This window comes from Streptomyces sp. NPDC005752 (assembly GCF_040630715.1).
Taxonomy (GTDB): domain Bacteria; phylum Actinomycetota; class Actinomycetes; order Streptomycetales; family Streptomycetaceae; genus Streptomyces.
This window is the reverse complement of the sequence record NZ_JBEXYB010000017.1, coordinates 1-18,079: the sequence shown is the minus strand read 5'-3', so window position 1 is coordinate 18,079 and position 18,079 is coordinate 1. Positions and strand designations below refer to the sequence as shown.

General features: G+C 74.2%; 4 protein-coding genes. 1 reads left to right on the top strand and 3 read right to left on the bottom strand.

Features of this window, described 5'->3' with window-relative positions; translation table 11 throughout:
* Positions 1-22: 22 nt before the first annotated feature.
* Both ABZ441_RS16245 and ABZ441_RS16240 read right to left on the bottom strand, forming a co-directional pair.
* Positions 23-4,765 carry a type I polyketide synthase gene (locus ABZ441_RS16245; RefSeq protein WP_358973624.1) on the bottom strand — a complete coding sequence of 1,581 codons (4,743 nt, stop codon included), beginning with the start codon at positions 4,763-4,765 and terminating at the stop codon, positions 23-25.
* Positions 4,765-10,194: an SDR family NAD(P)-dependent oxidoreductase gene (locus ABZ441_RS16240; protein ID WP_358973621.1), complete on the bottom strand. Its 5,430-nt coding sequence runs from the start codon at positions 10,192-10,194 to the stop codon at positions 4,765-4,767. Before ABZ441_RS16240 ends, ABZ441_RS16245 begins: the two co-directional genes overlap by 1 nt.
* Positions 10,195-10,831: 637 nt before the next feature.
* On the opposite strand from ABZ441_RS16240, the gene ABZ441_RS16235 reads away from it, so the two are divergent.
* A complete protein-coding gene (locus ABZ441_RS16235; protein ID WP_358973618.1) occupies positions 10,832-13,633 on the top strand; it encodes an AAA family ATPase in 2,802 nt (933 codons plus the stop codon).
* Between the two features lie 252 nt (positions 13,634-13,885).
* On the opposite strand, the gene ABZ441_RS16230 is transcribed toward ABZ441_RS16235, so the two are convergent.
* Complete coding sequence (locus ABZ441_RS16230; protein ID WP_358973898.1) at positions 13,886-18,046, bottom strand: type I polyketide synthase; 4,161 nt, start codon at positions 18,044-18,046, stop codon at positions 13,886-13,888.
* Positions 18,047-18,079: the final 33 nt, after the last annotated feature.

Here is an 18,079-nt window from a genome sequence, read left to right as displayed (position 1 = left end):
GGGGTGTCGTGGGAGCGCCGGGTCACGCCGAGCCGAGTTCTTTGTCGATGAACGCGAAGACGTCGTCGGCGGAGGCCTCTTCCAGCCGGCCGGTGACGGCTGCCGCATCCTGGCCGAGGGTCTTGTCCAGGTCCTTGAGCAGGTTCTGCAGCCGGGTGGTGACCCGGCTCTGCTCCAGGTCCTCGGCGGTGAGGTCGCCGAGCCGGGCGGCGACCCGTTCGAGCTCGGCGACCACGGAGTCCACGGAGGTGTCCGCGCCGGCGAGTTCGGTGCCCAGGTACTTGGCGAGGGCGGCGGGGGTGGCGTAGTCGAAGATGAGCGTGGCCGGCAGCGGCACCCCGGCGGCGCCACTGATCCGGTTGCGCAGGTCGACCGAGGTCAGCGAGTCGAAACCGAGGTCGCGGAACGCGGTGGTCGGTTCCACGGCGCCGGCGTCGCCGTATCCGAGGACGGTCGCCGCCTGGCCGCAGACCAGGTCGCTCAGGGCGCGCTCGCGTTCCCCTCCGGTGAGTCCCGCGAGCTTCTCCGCGAAGCCGTCGGCCGCGTTCGCGCCGTCCGGTCCGCTCGTGGTGCGCCGCGCCTCGGGCAGTGCGGACAGCAGCGGGCTGGGGCGGGTCGAGGTGAACGCGGGGGCGAACACCGACCAGTCGACGTCGGCGACGGTGACGGTGGTGTCGCCGCCGTCAAGGGCCCGGCGCAGCGCGGTGAGGGCGGTGTCCGGGTCGAGCAGGGACATGCCCATCGCCCGGGCCGAGTTGCGGACCGCGCCGTGCGCCGCCATGCCGTCGCCGCCCCAGGGGCCCCAGGCCACGGAGGTCGCGGGCAGTCCCGCGGCGTGGCGGTGCTCGGCCAGGGCGTCCAGGTAGGCGTTGGCGGCGGCGTAGTTGGCCTGGCCGGCGCCGCCGACCGTGGCGGTCAGGGAGGAGAACAGCACGAACGCCGACAGGTCGAGCCCGGCGGTCAGTTCGTGCAGGTGGAGGGCGGCGTCCGCCTTGGGGCCGAGGACGCGGGCGAACCGGTCGGCGTCCAGGGAGTCCAGGACGCCGTCGTCAAGGGCGCCGGCCAGGTGCACGACCGCCGTCAGGGGGTGCTGTGCCGGTACGGAGTCCAGCAGGCCGGCCAGGGCGGACCGGTCGGCCACGTCGCAGGCGGTCAGGGTGACGCCGGTACCGGTGGCGGTGAGTTCACGGATGAGCTCTTCGGCGCCGGGGGCGTCGGGGCCCCGACGGGAGGTGAGCAGCAGGTGTTCGGCGCCCTCGGCGGCGAGCCGGCGGGCGACGACGGCACCGACCGCGCCGGTGGCGCCGGTGACCAGCACGGTGCCGGACGGCTTCCAGGGGGTGCCGGCGCGGGCCGGGGCGTGCTCCAGCCGGCGTCCGTAGGCACCGGATTCGCGGATCACGACCTGGTCCTCGCCGCCGGCGTCGCCGAGCAGCGCGGCCAGGCGGGCCACGGTCCGCTGACCGGCCTCGGCGGGCAGGTCGACGAGGCCGCCCCACCGGTCGGGGTGCTCCAGGGCGGCGACCCGTCCGAGGCCCCAGAGTGCGGCCTGGGCGAAGCCGGTGACGGTGGCGCCGGCTCCGTGTGCGACGGCGTCCCGGGTGGCGCACCACAGCGGGGCGCCGGCGCCGGTGTCCCCGAGTGCCTGGACGAGTGCGGCGAGGGTGGCCGGCGGCGTCGCCGGGGCGGGCAGGTACAGGATGCCGTCGGTCGAGGTCCGGCCGGTGAGCGCGTCGGCCAGTGCGGCGCGGTCGGCGGTGTCCGGCACGGTCAGGACGTCGACGTGCAGCCCTTGGCCGGCCAGGCCCTCTGTCACCGCGTGGGTCCACGGGTCGTCGGCGGTGGACGCGGGGACGACGGCCAGCCAGGTGCCGCCGAGCGCCGGGGTGGCGGGAGGCGCCAGTGGTTCCCAGGTGACGCGGTGGCGGAGCCCGTCCGCCGCGGCGTGCGCCTGCCGCCGGCCGTGCCAGGTGGCGAGTGCGGGCACGACGGCGGCGACGGCGTTCTCGTCGTCGAGACCGAGGGTGGCGGCGACGGCACTCACGTCCTGGTCACGCACCAGGTCCCAGAACGGGTCGCCGGCGTCGCCGCCGGAGCCGGCCTGCCGCTCGGCCTGCAGGATGGGGGCGTCCTCCCAGTGCCGGTCCCGCCGGAAGGGGTAGGTGGGCAGGTCGACGGTGCGGCCGCCGGTGAAGACCGTCCGCCAGTCGGGGCCGGTGCCGGTGAGGTGGAGGCGGCAGAGGGCGTCGACGAGGGCGGTGTCCTCGGCACGGTCACGCCGCTGGGTGCCGATGACGTCGGGGACCACGTCCTGCGCCATGGTGCTGAGCACCGAGTCGGGGCCGATCTCCAGGAAGCGGGTGGCGCCCTCGGCGGCGAGCGTGGTGGCCCCGTCGTGGAAGCGGACGGCCTCGCGGACGTGCCGTACCCAGTAGTCGGCGTCGGCCAGGTCGTCGGCGACCCGGCCGGTGACGTTGGAGACGACCGGGAGGGCGGGCTCGTGGAAGGTGAGGCCGTCCAGCACCTCGCGGAAGGAGTCGAGCATGGGGTCCATGCGGTGCGAGTGGAAGGCGTGCGACACCTTCAGCCGGGTGCTCTTCTCGGCGCGGGCCGCGACGGCGAGGACGGCCTCCTCGTCACCGGAGACCACGACGGAGCGCGCGCCGTTGACGGCGGCGATGTCGACGCCGTCGGTGAGGAGCGCGACGACGTCGGCCTCGGTGGCGCGCAGGGAGACCATCGCGCCGCCGGCCGGCAGGGCCTGCATGAGGCGGCCCCGGGCGGCGACCAGGGTGACCGCGTCCTTCAGGTCCAGTACGCCGGCGACATGGGCGGCGACGATCTCGCCGATGGAGTGTCCGGCGAGCAGGTCGGGGCGGACGCCCCAGTGTTCCAGCAGCCGGTAGAGAGCGGTCTCGAAGGTGAACAGCGCCGCCTGGGTGTATTCGGTGCGGTGCAGCGGCGCGTCGGCGTCCTCGTCGAACATGACGTCGCGCAGCGGCCTGTCGAGATGCTCGTCGAAGGCGGCGCAGATGTCGTCGAAGGCCGCGGCGAACACCGGGAAGGCGGCGTGCAGGGTGCGGCCCATGCCGGGGCGCTGCGAACCCTGTCCGGAGAACAGCACGGCGAGGCGGCCCGGTTCGGGGGCCACGACGGGCGTGCGGGTGCCGTCGGCGACCTCGCGCAGGGCGGCCAGCAGTTCGTCCCGGTCGCGTCCCGTGACGGCCGCGCGGTGGGTGAACAGGGAGCGGGTGGTGGCGAGCGAGTGGCCGACGTCGTACGGGTCGAGGTCGCCGGCGGCCGCCAGCAGCCGTTCTGCCTGGCGCTGTACGGCGTCGGCGCCCTTGCCGGAGAGCAGCCACGGCACGACCGGCAGCTCGGTGCGGTGCGGGGCGCTCCCGTCGTCGTCGGTAGGCGGGGCCTCCTCCAGGACGGTGTGCGCGTTGGTCCCGGAGATGCCGAAGGACGAGATGCCGGCGCGGCGCGGCCGGCCGTCGCCGCCCCAGGGGCGGGGTTCGGTGAGCAGTTCGACGTCGCCCGCACTCCAGTCGACGGCGGTGGTGGGGGTGCCGACGTGCAGGGTCCTGGGGAGGGTGCCGTGGCGCATCGCCATGACCATCTTGATGACGGCGCCGACTCCGGCGGCGGCCTGGGCGTGGCCCATGTTGGACTTGATGGAGCCCAGCAACAGCGGCAGGCCCTCGGGGCGGTCCTGCCCGTAGGCGGCGATGACGGCCTGGGCCTCGATGGGGTCGCCGAGCGTGGTGCCGGTGCCGTGGGCCTCCACCGCGTCGATGTGGTGCGGGGCCAGTTGGGCGTCGGCGAGCGCCTGCCGGATGACGCGGACCTGGGCCGGTCCGCTGGGCGCGGTCAGGCCGTTGGAGGCACCGTCCTGGTTGACGGCGCTGCCGCGGACGACTGCGAGCACCGTGTGGCCGTTGCGGCGGGCGTCGGACAGCCGCTCGACGAGGAGCATGCCCGCGCCCTCGGCCCAGGCGGCGCCGGCGGCGTCGTCGGAGAAGGAGTGGCAGCGGCCGTCGGGCGAGAGGGCGCGGCGCTCGCTGAACTCGACGAACATCTCCGGGCTGGCCATGAGGGCGGCCCCGCCCGCCAGCGCGAGGGAGCACTCCCCCTTGCGCAGCGACTGGATCGCCGAGTGGAGGGCGACCAGGGAGGAGGAGCAGGCGGTGTCCATGGTGACCGCCGGTCCCTCGAGTCCGAGGGTGTAGGCGATCCGGCCGGAGACGATGCTGCCGGAGATGGTGCCGCCGAGGTAGTCGTGGTGCATCAGACCGACGAAGACACCGGTCGGCGTGCCCTTCACGGCCGTGGGGTCGATGCCGGCACGTTCGAAGGCCTCCCAGGTGACCTCCAGCAGCATGCGCTGCTGGGGGTCCGTGCCGGGCGCGTCCTTGGGGCTGATGCCGAAGAAGGCGGGGTCGCACTCGGCGGCGTCGTGGAGGAATCCGCCGTGGCGCACGTAGGTCTTACCGGGGGCCCCGGGCTCGGGGTCGTAGAGGGCGTCGACGTCCCAGCCCCGGTCGGTGGGGAAGTCGGAGACGACGTCGACGCCTTCGTCGACGATGCGCCACAGGTCCTCGGGGGTGCGTATCCCTCCGGGGTAACGGCAGCCCATACCGATGATGGCGACGGGTTCGTGGTCCTGCTCCTCCAGTTCCCTCACGCGGCGCCGGCTGCGCTCCAGCTCGGTCGTGGCCCGCTTCAGGTAGTCGCGGAGCTTGTCGGCCGTTGCCGGGTCTTCCATCACAGGGCTCCCAGTTCGTTGTCGATCGTCGCGAAGAGTTCCGCGTCGCTGGCCTCACCGAAGTCCTGCGCCGGTGCGGGCGCGGCGTCGCCGCCGCGGGCGTCCTGCCAGCCGCGGAGGAGGGCTTCGAGGCGAGCGGTGACGCGGGTGTGGCTGCCGTCCTCGTCGGGCAGGCCGAGCAGTACGGCCTCGAGCCGGTCCACGTCGGCCAGGGCGGTCCGGGCGAGGTCGGCCGGTCCCGGTACGAGTTCGGTCTTGAGGTGGGCGGCGAGTGTGCGGGGTGAGGGCTGGTCGAAGACGAGCGTCGCCGGGAGGGTGAGGCCGGTGGCGCCCGCGAGGAGGTTGCGCAGTTCGACGGCGGCGAGCGAGTCGAAGCCCATCTCCTGGAAGGCGCGTCCGGGGTCCACCGACTGCGGTGAGGGGTGCCCGAGCACGCCGGCGACATGGGTGCGGACCAGATCGAGCAGGGCGCGGTCGCGTTCGGTGTCGGGCAGGCCGGCGAGCCGCTCGCGCCAGGAGGCGGACGAGGTGCCCTCGGCGGTCCCGCCCCCTGCCTTGCGGGCCGCGGGGCGGACGAGCCCGCGCAGCAGTGCGGGAACGCCGTCCGGCCGGGCCCGTACAGCTGCGGTGTCCAGCCGGACGGGGACCACGAGGGCGTCCTCGGCGCCGAGCGCGGCGTCGAACATACGCAGTCCCTGGTCGGGGGCGAGGGGCGGCAGGCCGAGACGGCGCAGCCGCTCCAGGTCGGCCGTGTCCATGCCGGCGCTCATGCCGCCGGCCGATGCCCACAGGCCGTAGGCCAGGGAGACGCCGGGCAGTCCGAGCGAGCGGCGGTGTGCGGCCAGCCCGTCGAGGAAGGTGTTGGCGGCCGCGTAGTTGGCCTGGCCGCCACCGACGAGCAGACCCGCGGTGGAGGACAGCAGGACGAACGCGGACAGGTCGGAATCCCGGGTCAGGTCGTGCAGGTGCCAGGCGGCGTCCACCTTGGGCCGCAGGACCCGCTCGACCCGGTCCGCGTCGAGGGTGGCCAGGACGCCGTTGTCGACCACGCCGGCGGCGTGCACCACGGCGCGGACCGGGTGCCGGTCCAGCAGTGCGGCGAGGTCGGCGCGGTCGGCCACGTCGCAGCGGGCGAGGGTGACCTCGGCGCCGAGCGCGGCGAGTTCGGCCCGGAGATCGGCCGCGCCGGGGGCGTCCGCGCCGCGCCGGCCGGCCAGCAGCAGACGCCGTACGCCGTGTCCGGTGACCAGGTGGCGGGCGATCAGGGCGCCCAGGCCGCCGGTGCCTCCGGTGACGAGGACCGTGCCGTCGGGGTCCCAGACGTGGGGGCCGCCGGGCTTGGCGCGGGCCAGGCGCGGCACGCGTACCTCGCCGTCACGGACCGCGGTCTCAGGCTCGTGGGAGGCCAGCGCCGTGGCGAGGGCCGTGTCCGGGGCGGCGCTGCCGTCGGTGCCGACCAGCAGGAAGCGGCCGGGGTTCTCGGCCGCCGCGGCGCGCACCAGGCCGAACAGCGGGGCGTGCGTGAGGTGGTCGCCACGCAGCAGTACGGCGAGCCGGCGGCCGGCGAAGCGGTCGTCGTCGAGCCAGAGCCGCAGGGTGTCCAGGGTGGTGCCGACCAGGTCACGTGCCCGCTCCGGCAGGCCTGCGCCGGTGCCGGGGTCGGCGGGTAGGGCCAGGACGACCGTTCCGGGCACGTCGCCCGCGTCCGCCAGTGCGGCGAGGTCGGGGTACCGGGGTGCGTCGAGGCCGGCGTCGGCTCCGCACACGGCCAGGTCGGACAGGTCCGGTCGCGCGGCGCCGGGGGCGGGGACGAGGTCGACCCGGTACAGGGGGTCGTCGGCGTCCGCGGTGAGCTGCTCGGCCGTGACGGGACGGGCCACGAGGCCGCGGACGGTGGCGACGGGTGCGCCGTCCCCGTCGGCCAGGTCGAGGCGTACGGCGTCGTTGCCCGCCGGGGCCAGGCGCAGTCGCAGCCGGTCGGTGCCCGCCCGGTGCAGGGTGACGCCGCTCCAGGCGAACGGCAGCACGGCCTGTCCGCCGGGCAGGTCCAGCAGGTTGACGTGCAGGGCGGCGTCCAGCAGGGCCGGGTGCAGGCCGAAGGCACCGGCGGTGGTGCGTGCTCCTTCGGGCAGGGCCGCTTCGGCGTACAGCTCCTCGCCCCGGCGCCACATGGCGCGCAGGCCCTGGAAGACCTCGCCGTAGCCGTATCCGATGAGGGCCAGCCGGTCGTAGAGCCCTTCCAGGTCCACGGGCTCCGCACCGGCGGGGGGCCAGGCGGCGGGGTCGGCGGGCGGTTCCCCGTCGGTGGCCACGCTGGTCAGGACGCCACCGGCGTTACGGGTCCACGGGATGTCGGGGGTGTCGGTGCGGCGTGACCAGACGGTCAGTTCGCGGCGGCCGTCCCGTTCCGCGTCGACGGCGACCTGTACGGCCACGGAACCTTGTTCGGGCAGGGTCAGGGGTGCGTGCAGGGTGAGTTCCCCGACGTTGTCGCAGCCGGTCTGAGCAGCGGCCCGCAGCGCCATCTCGACGAGAGCGGTGCCCGGAAGCAGGACGGTGCCGTGGACGGCGTGGTCGCCGAGCCAGGGGTGGGAGGACAGGGACAGCCGTCCCGTGAGGACAGCGCCCTGGGTGTCGGGCAGTTCGGTCGCGGCGGTCAGCAGCGGATGGCCGGTGCTCTGCTGTCCGATTCCGTCGGCGTCGCCGGTGCCGCCCGCGGCGGCCTCGAGCCACAGGCGGGTCCGCCGGAAGGCGTAGGTGGGCAGGTCGGTGCTCCGGGCGTGGTGCGGGGAGTGAAACGCCTCCCAGTCGACGGCTCCCCCGGCCGCGTGCAGCCGGGCCACGGAGGTGACGAGGTCGTGCGGCTCGTCACCGTCACGGCGCATGACGGGCACGCACACGCTGTCCGGGGGGAGGCACTCGGCGGCCAGGGCGGTGAGCGCCGCGTCCGGGCCGACCTCGACGAACGCCCGTACGCCCAGGTCGTGCAGAGTGGTGAGGGCGGGGGCGAAACGGACGGGGCGGCGGACGTGGTCCACCCAGTGGCCGGGGTCGGTGAGCTCGCCGGGCCCCGCGAGGAGCCCGGTGAGGGTGGAGACCACAGGGATCCGCGGCTCCTCGTAGTCGCACCGCGAGGCGGCCTCGGCGAAGGCTTCCAGCATCGGGTCCATCAGCGGCGAGTGGAAGGCGTGGGAGACGTCGAGCCGCTTACCTCGTTCGAAGCGTGCGGCGAGCGCGTCGACGGCGTCCTCGGTCCCCGAGACCACCACGGAGCGGGGGCCGTTGACGGCGGCGAGGCCGACCAGCTCGTCGAGGTGGGGGGTGACCTCCTCCTCGGTCGCGCGCAGCGCGGCCATGGCGCCGCCGGCCGGGAGCGCCGCCATCAGGCCGCCCCGGGCGAGGACGAGGGAGACCGCGTCCGGCAGGGAGAGCACTCCGGCGACGTGGGCTGCGGCCAGTTCGCCGACGGAGTGGCCGGCCAGGTAGTCCGGCACCGCGCCCCACGACTCCAGCAGCCGGTACATGGCGACCTCGGTGGCGAAGATCGCGATCTGCGCGTAGTCGGTGCGGGTCAGCAGGGCGGGGTCGCCGTCGATCACTTCGGCGAGCGGACGCTCCAGACGGGGGTCGGCGAGCGCGCACACCGCGTCGAAGGTCTCGGCGTAGACGGGGTAGGCGCGGTGCAGTTCGCGGCCCATGCCGGGGCGCTGGGCACCCTGCCCGGTGAACAGGTAGGCCGTCCTGCCGCCGACCGGGGTGAGCGGGGTCGCGGCGGCCAGGGCGTCCAGCAGTGCGCCGGCGTCGCTGCCGACGGAGACGGCTCGGTACTTGAAGTGGGTGCGGGTGGTGGCGAGTGAGAGGGCGATGTCCGCCGGAGCGACGTCGTCGCGTCCGGTGAGGTGCTCGCGCAGGCGCTCGATCTGGCCGCTGAGGGCCTCGGGGCTGCGGCCGGTGACGATCCAGGGCACGGGGGTGGCGGCACGGGTTCCTGCCACCGTGGCGGCCGGTGCCGCCTCCGCGTCGGGGGCGGCCGCTTCCTCTTCGAGGGGGGCCTGCTCCAGCACCACGTGGGCGTTGGTGCCGCTGATGCCGAAGGAGGAGACGGCCGCGCGGCGCGGACCGCCGGTGTCGGGCCAGGGGCTCCGCTCCAGTGCCAGTTCGACGGCTCCCGCATCCCAGTCGACCTGGTCCGTGGGGGCGTCGACGTGGAGGGTGGGCGGCACCTCGCCGTGGCGCATGGCCATGACCATCTTGACGACCCCGGCGACGCCCGCGGCGGCCTGGGTGTGTCCGAGGTTGGATTTGACGGAGCCCAGCAGCAGCGGTCTGTCGGCGGGGTGTTCGCGGCCGTACGTCGCCAGCAGCGCCTGCGCTTCGATCGGGTCGCCGAGCGAGGTCCCGGTGCCGTGCGCCTCCACCACGTCGACGTCGGCGGCGGTCAGGCCCGCGCCGGCCAGCGCCTGGCGGATGACCCTTTGCTGGGAGGGGCCGTTGGGCGCGGTCAGCCGGCTGCTGGCGCCGTCGGAGTTGACGGCGCTGCCACGCAACACGGCGAGCACGGGGTGACCGTTGCGCCGTGCGTCGGCCAGGCGTTCCACGAGCAGCATGCCGGCACCCTCGCCCCAGCCGGTTCCGTCCGCGGCGGTGGAGAAGGCCTTGCAGCGGCCGTCGGCGGCGAGACCGCGCTGCCTGCTGAAGTCGACGAACGTCTCCGGGGTGGACATCACGGTGACCCCGCCCGCCAGTGCGAGCGAGCACTCGCCGGCCTGCAGCGCGCGTACCGCCCAGTGCAGGGCGACCAGTGAGGAGGAACAGGCGGTGTCGACGGTGACGACCGGGCCCTCCAGGCCGAAGGTGTAGGCGATGCGGCCGGAGGCGATGCTGGCGGCGCTGCCGTTGGCGAGGTAACCGTCGAGGTCGTCGGGGACGGTGTCGAGCCGTGTGGCGTAGTCGTTGTACATCACGCCGGCGAACACGCCTGTGCGGCTGCCGCGCAGGGAGGCCGGGACGATGCCGGCCCGCTCGAACGCCTCGAAGGAGGTTTCCAGCAGCAGGCGTTGCTGCGGGTCCATGGCTAGGGCCTCACGGGGGCTGATGCCGAAGAAGTCGTAGTCGAAGTCGGCGGCGTCGTACAGGAAGCCACCGTTACGTGCGTAGGTCGTGCCGGGCCGGTCCGGGTCGGGGTCGTACAGGGCGTCCACGTCCCAGCCGCGGTCGCCCGGGAACTCCGACACGGCGTCGGTTCCCGTCGCCACCAGGTTCCACAGATCCTCGGGCGAGGTGACGCCGCCCGGGTAGCGGCAGCCGATGCCGACGATGGCCACCGGGCCGTGTGCGCGTTGTTCGTTCTCGCGCAGCCGGCGTCGTGCCTCCCGCAGATCCGCGGTCGTCCGCCTGAGGTAGTCGAGCAGCTGCTCTTCGTTGTTCACCAGCGCGCCATCCGATCGGGATCGAAAGTGGGCCTCGGTCCTGCGGACTGTCTCCGGACGGGATCCCGGTCCGCTTCCCCCTCCGTTGACGGAGGCTAGGTAGGGGGCGGCGGCGCTTGATACCCCTACGGCCCCCAGGGGGCCCGAGCCGGTACGGGGGCGGCCGTACGGTGTGCCCGAACGGGCAGCGCTGAACGGAAACGTGCCCGTGTCGCGTGTTCGGCGGCCCGCTTCCTTTCTTTACTTCCCGGTAAATCAACTGACCGTGAAAAGTCGTCTCGGACCGACATCCTGAGCGAGAAGTAACTTCCGGAAGGGCCTGGTTGACAACGTTGACAACGCCCTATAACCTCGCTGTTTGTTTGATCGAGTAGCTATTTTTCTTCCCTCCGGAAAGACTTGCCGAACCGATCGAATCGCGCCGCATATGACTGGCATTTATTTTCGCTGTGCTTATACCAGGGGCAGCCCCAGGGGGCTGGACCACGACATCGAGAGTTGTCTCCTCAGCACTGCGGTGACAGCCCTCGAACAGAAAAAATGCAGGTGAGACGGGGACTCGGACCGATCCCGTGCAACAGCATCCACCCCAGACGGGCGCGAATCCACGAGCGTTACTGGACACAGGGGGAACACCTTGCGCCTTTTCGACCGCTCCGAAGAATTACACATACTTAACGAAGCGTTTACCGAATGTACTCGAAGATCCGGGCGGTTCGTGATAGTCACGGGTGGTCCCGGTTCCGGGAAGACTCAGCTTCTGCACGAATTCATGGCCACTCCGGGCCGATCGGGCGCACGCATACTCCACGGCACGGCACACCCGGCCGAGCGCGACCGGCCGATGAGCCTGTTGCGGCAATTGCTGCGCAACGGCGAGGTGCAGCCCGTTCCGCCGGACCGGGTGCAGCCCGTTCCGCCGGACCCCGCTCGACCGGTGGGCAGAGGTACGCAGACCCTCCCCCTGGGTTTAAAGCGCCGAGTCGATACGGAGTCCGGGGATCCGGGAACGGCAGAGGCACTGCTGCGGCTCGCGGACGGCGAACGCCCGCTGGTGGTGGCCGTGGACGACGCCCACCTCATGGACGAGGCCTCGCTGGGCGTCCTCGTCCACCTGCTCGACAGAAGCCGCTTCCGGCCCGTCCTCGTGGTGTGCGCCACATCCGGCCATCCCGGCACGGGCCACTCGGCCTCCCACGCCGAGCTGATCCGCCGGCCGCACCACCGGGCCCGCCTCGGCCCCCTGTCGGAGCGGGGCGTCGGCGAACTGATCGGCGCCCAGTCGACAGCCGCGCGGCCCGCCGGGGCGGGCCGCGCCTTCCACCGGGCCACGGCCGGCAACCCCTTGCTGGTGCACGCCCTGCTGGACGACAGCACCCGCTTCGGCCGCGACATGGACCGGCCCATCGCCGGCACCGCCTACCGCCAGGCGGTGCTTTCGCTCGTGCACCGCGGCGAGCCGCGCCACCTACGGGTGATCCGGGTGCTCGCCGCCCTCGGCGCACCGGCTTCCGTCGGCGTCCTCGGTGAGCTGGCCGACACCACGCCCGCCGGTGTCCAGGAGGCCGTCGAGGCCCTCAACTCCGTGGGGCTGCTCGACGGTCACGTCTTCCGGCTGCCGGCCGCGGCGACCGCGGTGCTCGAGGACATGGACGCCGCCGCGCGGGCGACGCTGCACGAACGCATCGCCGACCTGCTGTACCGCTCCGGCGCGCCGGCGGGCGACATGGCCCGGCACCTGCGCGCCGCCGACCGGGTGCTGCGACCGTGGGGTCCGGGCGTGCTGCGCGCCGCCGCCGAGCAGGCCCTGGCCGCGGACGACGTGGAGTTGTGCAGCAGTTACCTGAACCTGATGCTGCGCGACTGCACCGACCCGCAGGAGCGCAACGCCCTGTCGGCCGCCCTCGCCCGGGCGGAGTGGCGGGTCAACCCCGCGGCCGCGTGCGCACACCTGGAGCCGCTGCGCCGGCCCGCGCTGGACGGCGAGCTGAGCATGCGCGACACCGCGACCGTCCTGCGGCACATGCTGTGGCAGGGCGACACCGAACTGGCCGCCGAGACCGTGGCCACGCTGGTGCCCGCGCGCTCCCCCGGTGACGCGCAGATCCTCCTCGAGGTCGAGTTCGTTCGGCAGTGGTTCTACGGCGTCGCGCTGCCCGCCCGAATCCCGCACGGCGCGGGTACCGACCCGCGCCGGCCGGCGCCCGCCGACCGCAACGGCGGACTCGCCGCGCAGGTGGCGGTCCTGGTCGGCGGCGTCGCCACGGACGACTCCGCCGCAGCCGTGGCCCAGGCCCTGCAGGGTCGCAAACTCGACCACCTCAACCTTGAGCTGGTGGCGATGGCACTCCTCGCGATCGCCCATGCCGACCGCCCGGCGGTCGCCGCCGCGGCCTGCGACGCACTGCTGGAGTCCGCGGTCGAGCGCCGGGCGACCACGTGGCAGGCGCTGCTCGGCAGCGTACGGGCGGAGATCGCGCTGCTGCGCGGAGACATGACGACCGCCGCCGAGGGGGCCGACAGGGCGCTGAGCAGTCTGCACGACGGAAGCTGGGGAGTCCTCGCCGGACTCCCGCTGTCGACCGCGATCTTCGCCCATACGGCCATGGGTGCCTACGCCGAGGCCGAGCGGGTGCTCAAACGGAACGTCCCGGAGCCCATGTTCCGCACCGTCTTCGGCATCCAGTACCTTCGGGCCCGGGGACACCACTACCTCCTCACCGACCGGCCGTTCGCCGCGCTGAACGACTTCGAGACGTGCAGCAGCCTGATGCGGCAGGGGAACTCCAGCCTGCAGAAGGGCATCCCCTGGCGGTCCGACCTGGCCCTGGCCAATCTGCGGATCGGCAAGGCCCGCACCGCCCGGGAGTGCGCCGAGGAGCAGCTGGGGCTGCCCGGCGGTCACAGTTCCCGCGCGCGGGCGATGGCGTTACGGATGCTGGCCGCCACCAGCAAGGCGCACCGCCGGGCCTCACTGCTGCGTGAGGCGATCGACCTGCTCAAGCTGTGCGGCGACCAGCACACCCTCGCCCAGGCCTACGGCGACCTGTCCGCGGCTCACTACGAACTGGGCGAGTACGCCCGCGCTCGGCTGGTCGCCCGCCAGGCGGCCCGTGAGGCGGAGGCGTGCAGCGTCGACTCACCGGTCGACGCACATCTGCTGGAGGATCCGGGCCAGTCGGAGGGGTCCGAGGCGGAGGGCTCGTCCTTCCTGAGCGACGCGGAGTGCCGGGTCGCGGGCCTGGCCGCGCTCGGGTACACCAACCGCGAGATCAGTGGCCGGCTGCACGTCACGATCAGTACGGTGGAGCAGCACCTCACCAGGGTCTACCGCAAGTTGCACGTGGCCAGCAGGTCCGAACTGCCGCCGAAGATGCTGGAGCACCGCATCCCGAAACTGTCCGACCACTGGGCGGCCACCCACTCCTCGGCGGGCTGACCTCCGGTCCCGCGGAACCCCGTGCGGACGGGCCCCGGCATCCCCCGCACGGCACGGCCCCTTCCACGAGTCCCCACGGGCTCCGGAGGGGGCCGTTCTGCCGGCCGGGCCACGCCCGCACCGGGAAGAAACCCGGGAGAGGCGCCCGGTCACCGGCACCGGCACGGAAACATCGTGCGGGGCGAGGAGGGGTGAGCCCGGAGCGCATGTACCGCACTCCGGGCTCACCCGTCCTGGCGTTCGTTCGAACATTCAGCCGAGGCTGCCGAGTTCGCCGTCGAGGATGCCGAAGAGCTCGTCGGCCGTGGCCGCCTCCAGCCCCTTCTCCTCTGCGTCGCCGGCCCTTCCGGGTTCCTGCCACTGCGCCGAGCCGTCCCAGCGGGCGGTGAGGGCCCTGAGCCGGGCGGCCACCCGGGCACGGCGCTCCTCGTCGAGCCCGTCGGAGCCGAGCACGGCACCCAGCAGCGTCTCCAGGCGTACCACCTCGGCCTCGACGTCGACGAGTTCCTCGTCGGCCGCTGCCCCGCCCAGCTCCTCGAACAGGTGCTGGGCGAGGGCCTCGGAGGTCGGGTAGTCGAAGGTGAGCGTGCTGGACAGCCGAAGCCCGGTCTCGGCGCCGAGGCGGTTACGCAGCTCCAGCGCGGCGAGCGAGTCCACGCCGAGGTCGCCCAGGGGGCGTTCGGGGTCGACGGCGCCGCCGGAACCGTGTCCGAGGACATCGGCCACGTGGCCGCACACCGAATCGACCAGCAGGCGCCTGCCGTCCGCGGCACCGAGCGCGGCCAGCCGCCGCGCCAGGGACTCCGCCTCCTCCGGGGCGGCCTCCACCGCCCGGACGGCCCGGCGTGCCGGGGCCGACGCCGGTTCCAGAGCGCGGATCAGGGCCGGGGCGTCCTCGGTGACCTGGACGCGGATCGGCAGCAGCGACGGACCGTCGGTGGTCAGGGCCCGGTCGAACAGGGCCAGCGCCCGGTCGGCGGGCAGCGGCAGGATGCCGTCGCGGGCCAGCCTGCGCATCTCGGCCTCGCCCAGACCGGCCGCCATGCCGTCGCCGGTGTCCCACAGCCCCCAGCCCAGTGACAGGGCGGGCAGCCCCTCCGCCCGCCGCCGGGCGGCGAGGGCGTCGAGGAAGGCGTTGCCCGCCGCGTAGTTGGCCTGCCCCGCCGCTCCCAGGGTGCCGGCGGCGGAGGAGAACAGGACGAAGGCGGCCAGGTCCAGGCCGCGGGTGAGTTCGTGCAGGTGCCAGGCGGCATCGGCCTTGGGCCGCATCACCGATTCCGTGCGCGTGGCGGTGAGATCGGTGAGCAGGCCGTCGTCCAGGACGCCGGCGGCGTGCACGACTGCGGTCAGCGGATGAGCTTCGGGAACGGAGGCCAGCAGTTCGGCCAGCGCGGCACGGTCGGTGGTGTCGCAGGCGGCGACCGTGATCCGCGCACCGGGGGCGACGGGCTCCTCGTACCCTTCGGCGTCCGGTGTCCGGCCGCCTCGGCCGACCAGCAGCAGGTGCCGGACGCCGTGGTGCTCGGCCAGGTGCCGGGCGAGCAGCCGTCCGAGGCTGCCGGTACCGCCGGTGATGAGGACGGTGCCCTCGGGGTTCAGCGGGACGGCCGGCACGGTCCGGGACTCGTCGGCCCGGGTCAGCTCCGGCGTGTACACCGTGCCCCCGCGCAGGGCGAGTTCGGGTGCGCCCGTCGCGACGGCGGCCGGCAGGATCGCGGACGAGGCGTCGTCTCCGTCGGTGTCGGCCAGCACGAACCGGCCGGGGTGCTCGACGGCGGCGGACCGGACCATGCCCCAGACGACGGCCTGGGCCGGGTCCGGCGCCCCGTCGGGGGTGACGGCGACCGCGGACCGGGTGACGACGACCAGGGGTGTGCCGTCCGCCGGTTCGGCCAGGTGTTCCTGGAGCGCCGCGAGGGTGCGCACTGCGGTCTCGCGGGCCCGGGCCGGCAACTCGTCGGGCGCGGCATCGTCCAGGGTGACGGTCAGGGTGCGGGGCTCGGTCGCCACCCCGTCGGCGGTCACGTCCGCAGGGGTCCAGCGCAGGGCGAACAGGTCGCCCGGGGCGGGCGCGGCGGCGTTGAGCTGCTCGGCCGTCACCTGGCGGATGCGCAGCGACGACGCCTCGGCGACCGGTGCGCCCGAGGCGTCGTACAGGGCCAGGGTCATGTGATCGGTGCCGTGCGGGGTGAGCCGCAGCCTCAGGGCCGTGGCGCCGGTGGCGTGCAGGGTGACTCCCTCCCAGGCGAAGGGCAGGGTCATGACGGTCGGGTCCTGGCCGTCCAGCAGGTCGATGGCGTGCAGCGCCGAGTCGAGGAGCGCCGGGTGCAGTCCGAAGCCGTCGGCCGCGTCGGCGTCGGGGAGGACGAGTTCGGCGCACACCTCGTCCCCGAGCCGCCAGGCGGCGCGCAGGCAGCGGAACAGCGGGCCGTAGCCGTACCCCTGCTCGGCGAGGTGGTCGTACAGGCCGCCCACCTCGACGGGGACGGCGCCCTCGGGCGGCCAGACGTCGACGGGGGCGGGTTCGGGCGTGGTCCGTGGGGCGAGGACGCCGGTGGCGTGCCGGGTCCAGTCGCCGCCGGTGCCCTCGGGCCGGGCGTGCACGGCCAGTTGCCTGCGCCCGTCGGCGTCGGGAGCCGCGGCGGTCACCTGGAGGTGCACGGACCCCCGCCGGGGAAGGACCAGCGGCCGTTCCAGGGTGATCTCCTCCACGTGCGGGCAGCCGGCGCGGTCGCCGGCCTGGAGGGCGAGTTCCACGAAGGCGCTGCCGGGCACCAGGACGACTCCCGCGACGGCGTGGTCGGCCAGCCAGGGATGGGTGGCCAGGGAGAGGCGGCCGGTCAGCGCGACGGTGTCGGCGGCGGCCAGGGTGAGGGCGGCGCCGAGCATCGGGTGCCCCGCGGGCGACTGGCCGAGCCCGCCGGCGTCGGTGGCCGCCCCGGGTCCGTCGTCCAGCCACAGCCGCTGCCGCTGGAAGGCGTACGTCGGCAGGTCGACGCGCCGGGCGTCGGTGCCGGCCTGCACCCGCTGCCAGTCCACGGTCAGGCCGCGGACGTGGGCGGTGGCGAAGAGCGAGGCGAGCGTCACCTCCTCGACGCGCTCGCGGCGCAGGGCCGGTACGAACGCCGATCGCTCCGGGTCGGCGAGGGCGTGCGGGCCCATGGCCGACAGGACCGCGTCGGGTCCGAGTTCGAGGAAGGTGCGGACACCGTCGTCCTCCAGGGCGCGGATCGCGTCCCCGAAGCGGACCGCCTCGCGGACGTGGCGCACCCAGTACTCGGGCGAGCGCAGGTCGTCCTCGGTGGCGTGCGTGCCGGTGACGACGGGAATCGCGGGCGCGGCGTAGCGCAGTTCGCGGGCGGCCTTCTCGAACTCGGCCAGCATCGGGTCCATCAGGGGCGAGTGGAAGGCGTGGCTGACCCGCAGGCGTTTGGTACGACGGCCGGCGAAGGCGGCGGCGACCGCGTCCACCGCCGCCCGCGTACCGGAGACCACGACCGCGCGCGGGCCGTTGACGGCGGCCAGGGACACGTCGGGGCCGAGGTGCGGCAGCACCTCGTCCTCGGTCGCGTCCACGGCGAGCATGGCACCACCGGCGGGCAGGGCCTGCATGAGGCGTCCACGGGCGGTGACGAGCCGGGCCGCGTCGGCGAGGTCCCACACGCCGGCGACGTGGGCGGCGGTCAGTTCGCCGATGGAGTGGCCGGCCAGCCGGTCCGGGCGGATGCCGTAGGACTCCAGCAGGCGGTAGAGGGCCGTCTCCACCGCGAACAGGGCGCTCTGGGTGTAGAGCGTGTGATCGAGCGACTCGGCCGCGTCGGTACCGGGTTCGGCCCACATGACCTCGCGCAGCGGCCGGTCCAGGTGGGCGTCCAGCGCCTCGCACACCTCGTCGAGGGCCAGCCGGAAGGCGGGGTGGGTGTCGTACAGGCCGCGTCCCATGCCGGTCCGCTGGGCGCCCTGCCCGGTGAACAGGAAGGCGGTGCGGCCGGCGGCGGGCCGTCCGCGCACGACGTGGTCGGTGGTGGCACCGTCGGCCAGCGCGGTCAGCCCGGCCAGCAGTTCGTCCCGGTCACGGGCGACGACCGCGCCCCGGTGGGTGAGGTCGGCGCGGCCGGTGGCCAGCGAGTGGACGAGGTCGGTGATCCGCTCGTCGGCGACCGCGCGCAGCCGGCCGGCCTGGGCGGCCAGTGCCTCGGGGGTGGCCCCGGAGACGACGACGGGCAGCAGGGGGGCCCGGTTCTCCACGTCGGACGGCGGGGAGGTGTCGTCGTCGGGTGCCTCCTCCAGGATCACATGCGCGTTCGTCCCGCTGATCCCGAACGACGACACCCCCGCACGACGCACCCGATCACCCCGCACCCACTCCCGCTCCACATCCAGCAACCGAACCCGCCCCGCACCCCAATCCACCTTCCGCGACGGCTCACCCGCATACAACGAACG

Bases quoted from the DNA above. Each gene is read 5' to 3' on its own strand.
- ABZ441_RS16245 (WP_358973624.1), bottom strand. From the start codon at position 4,765: ATGGAAGACCCGGCAACGGCCGACAAGCTCCGCGACTACCTGAAGCGG.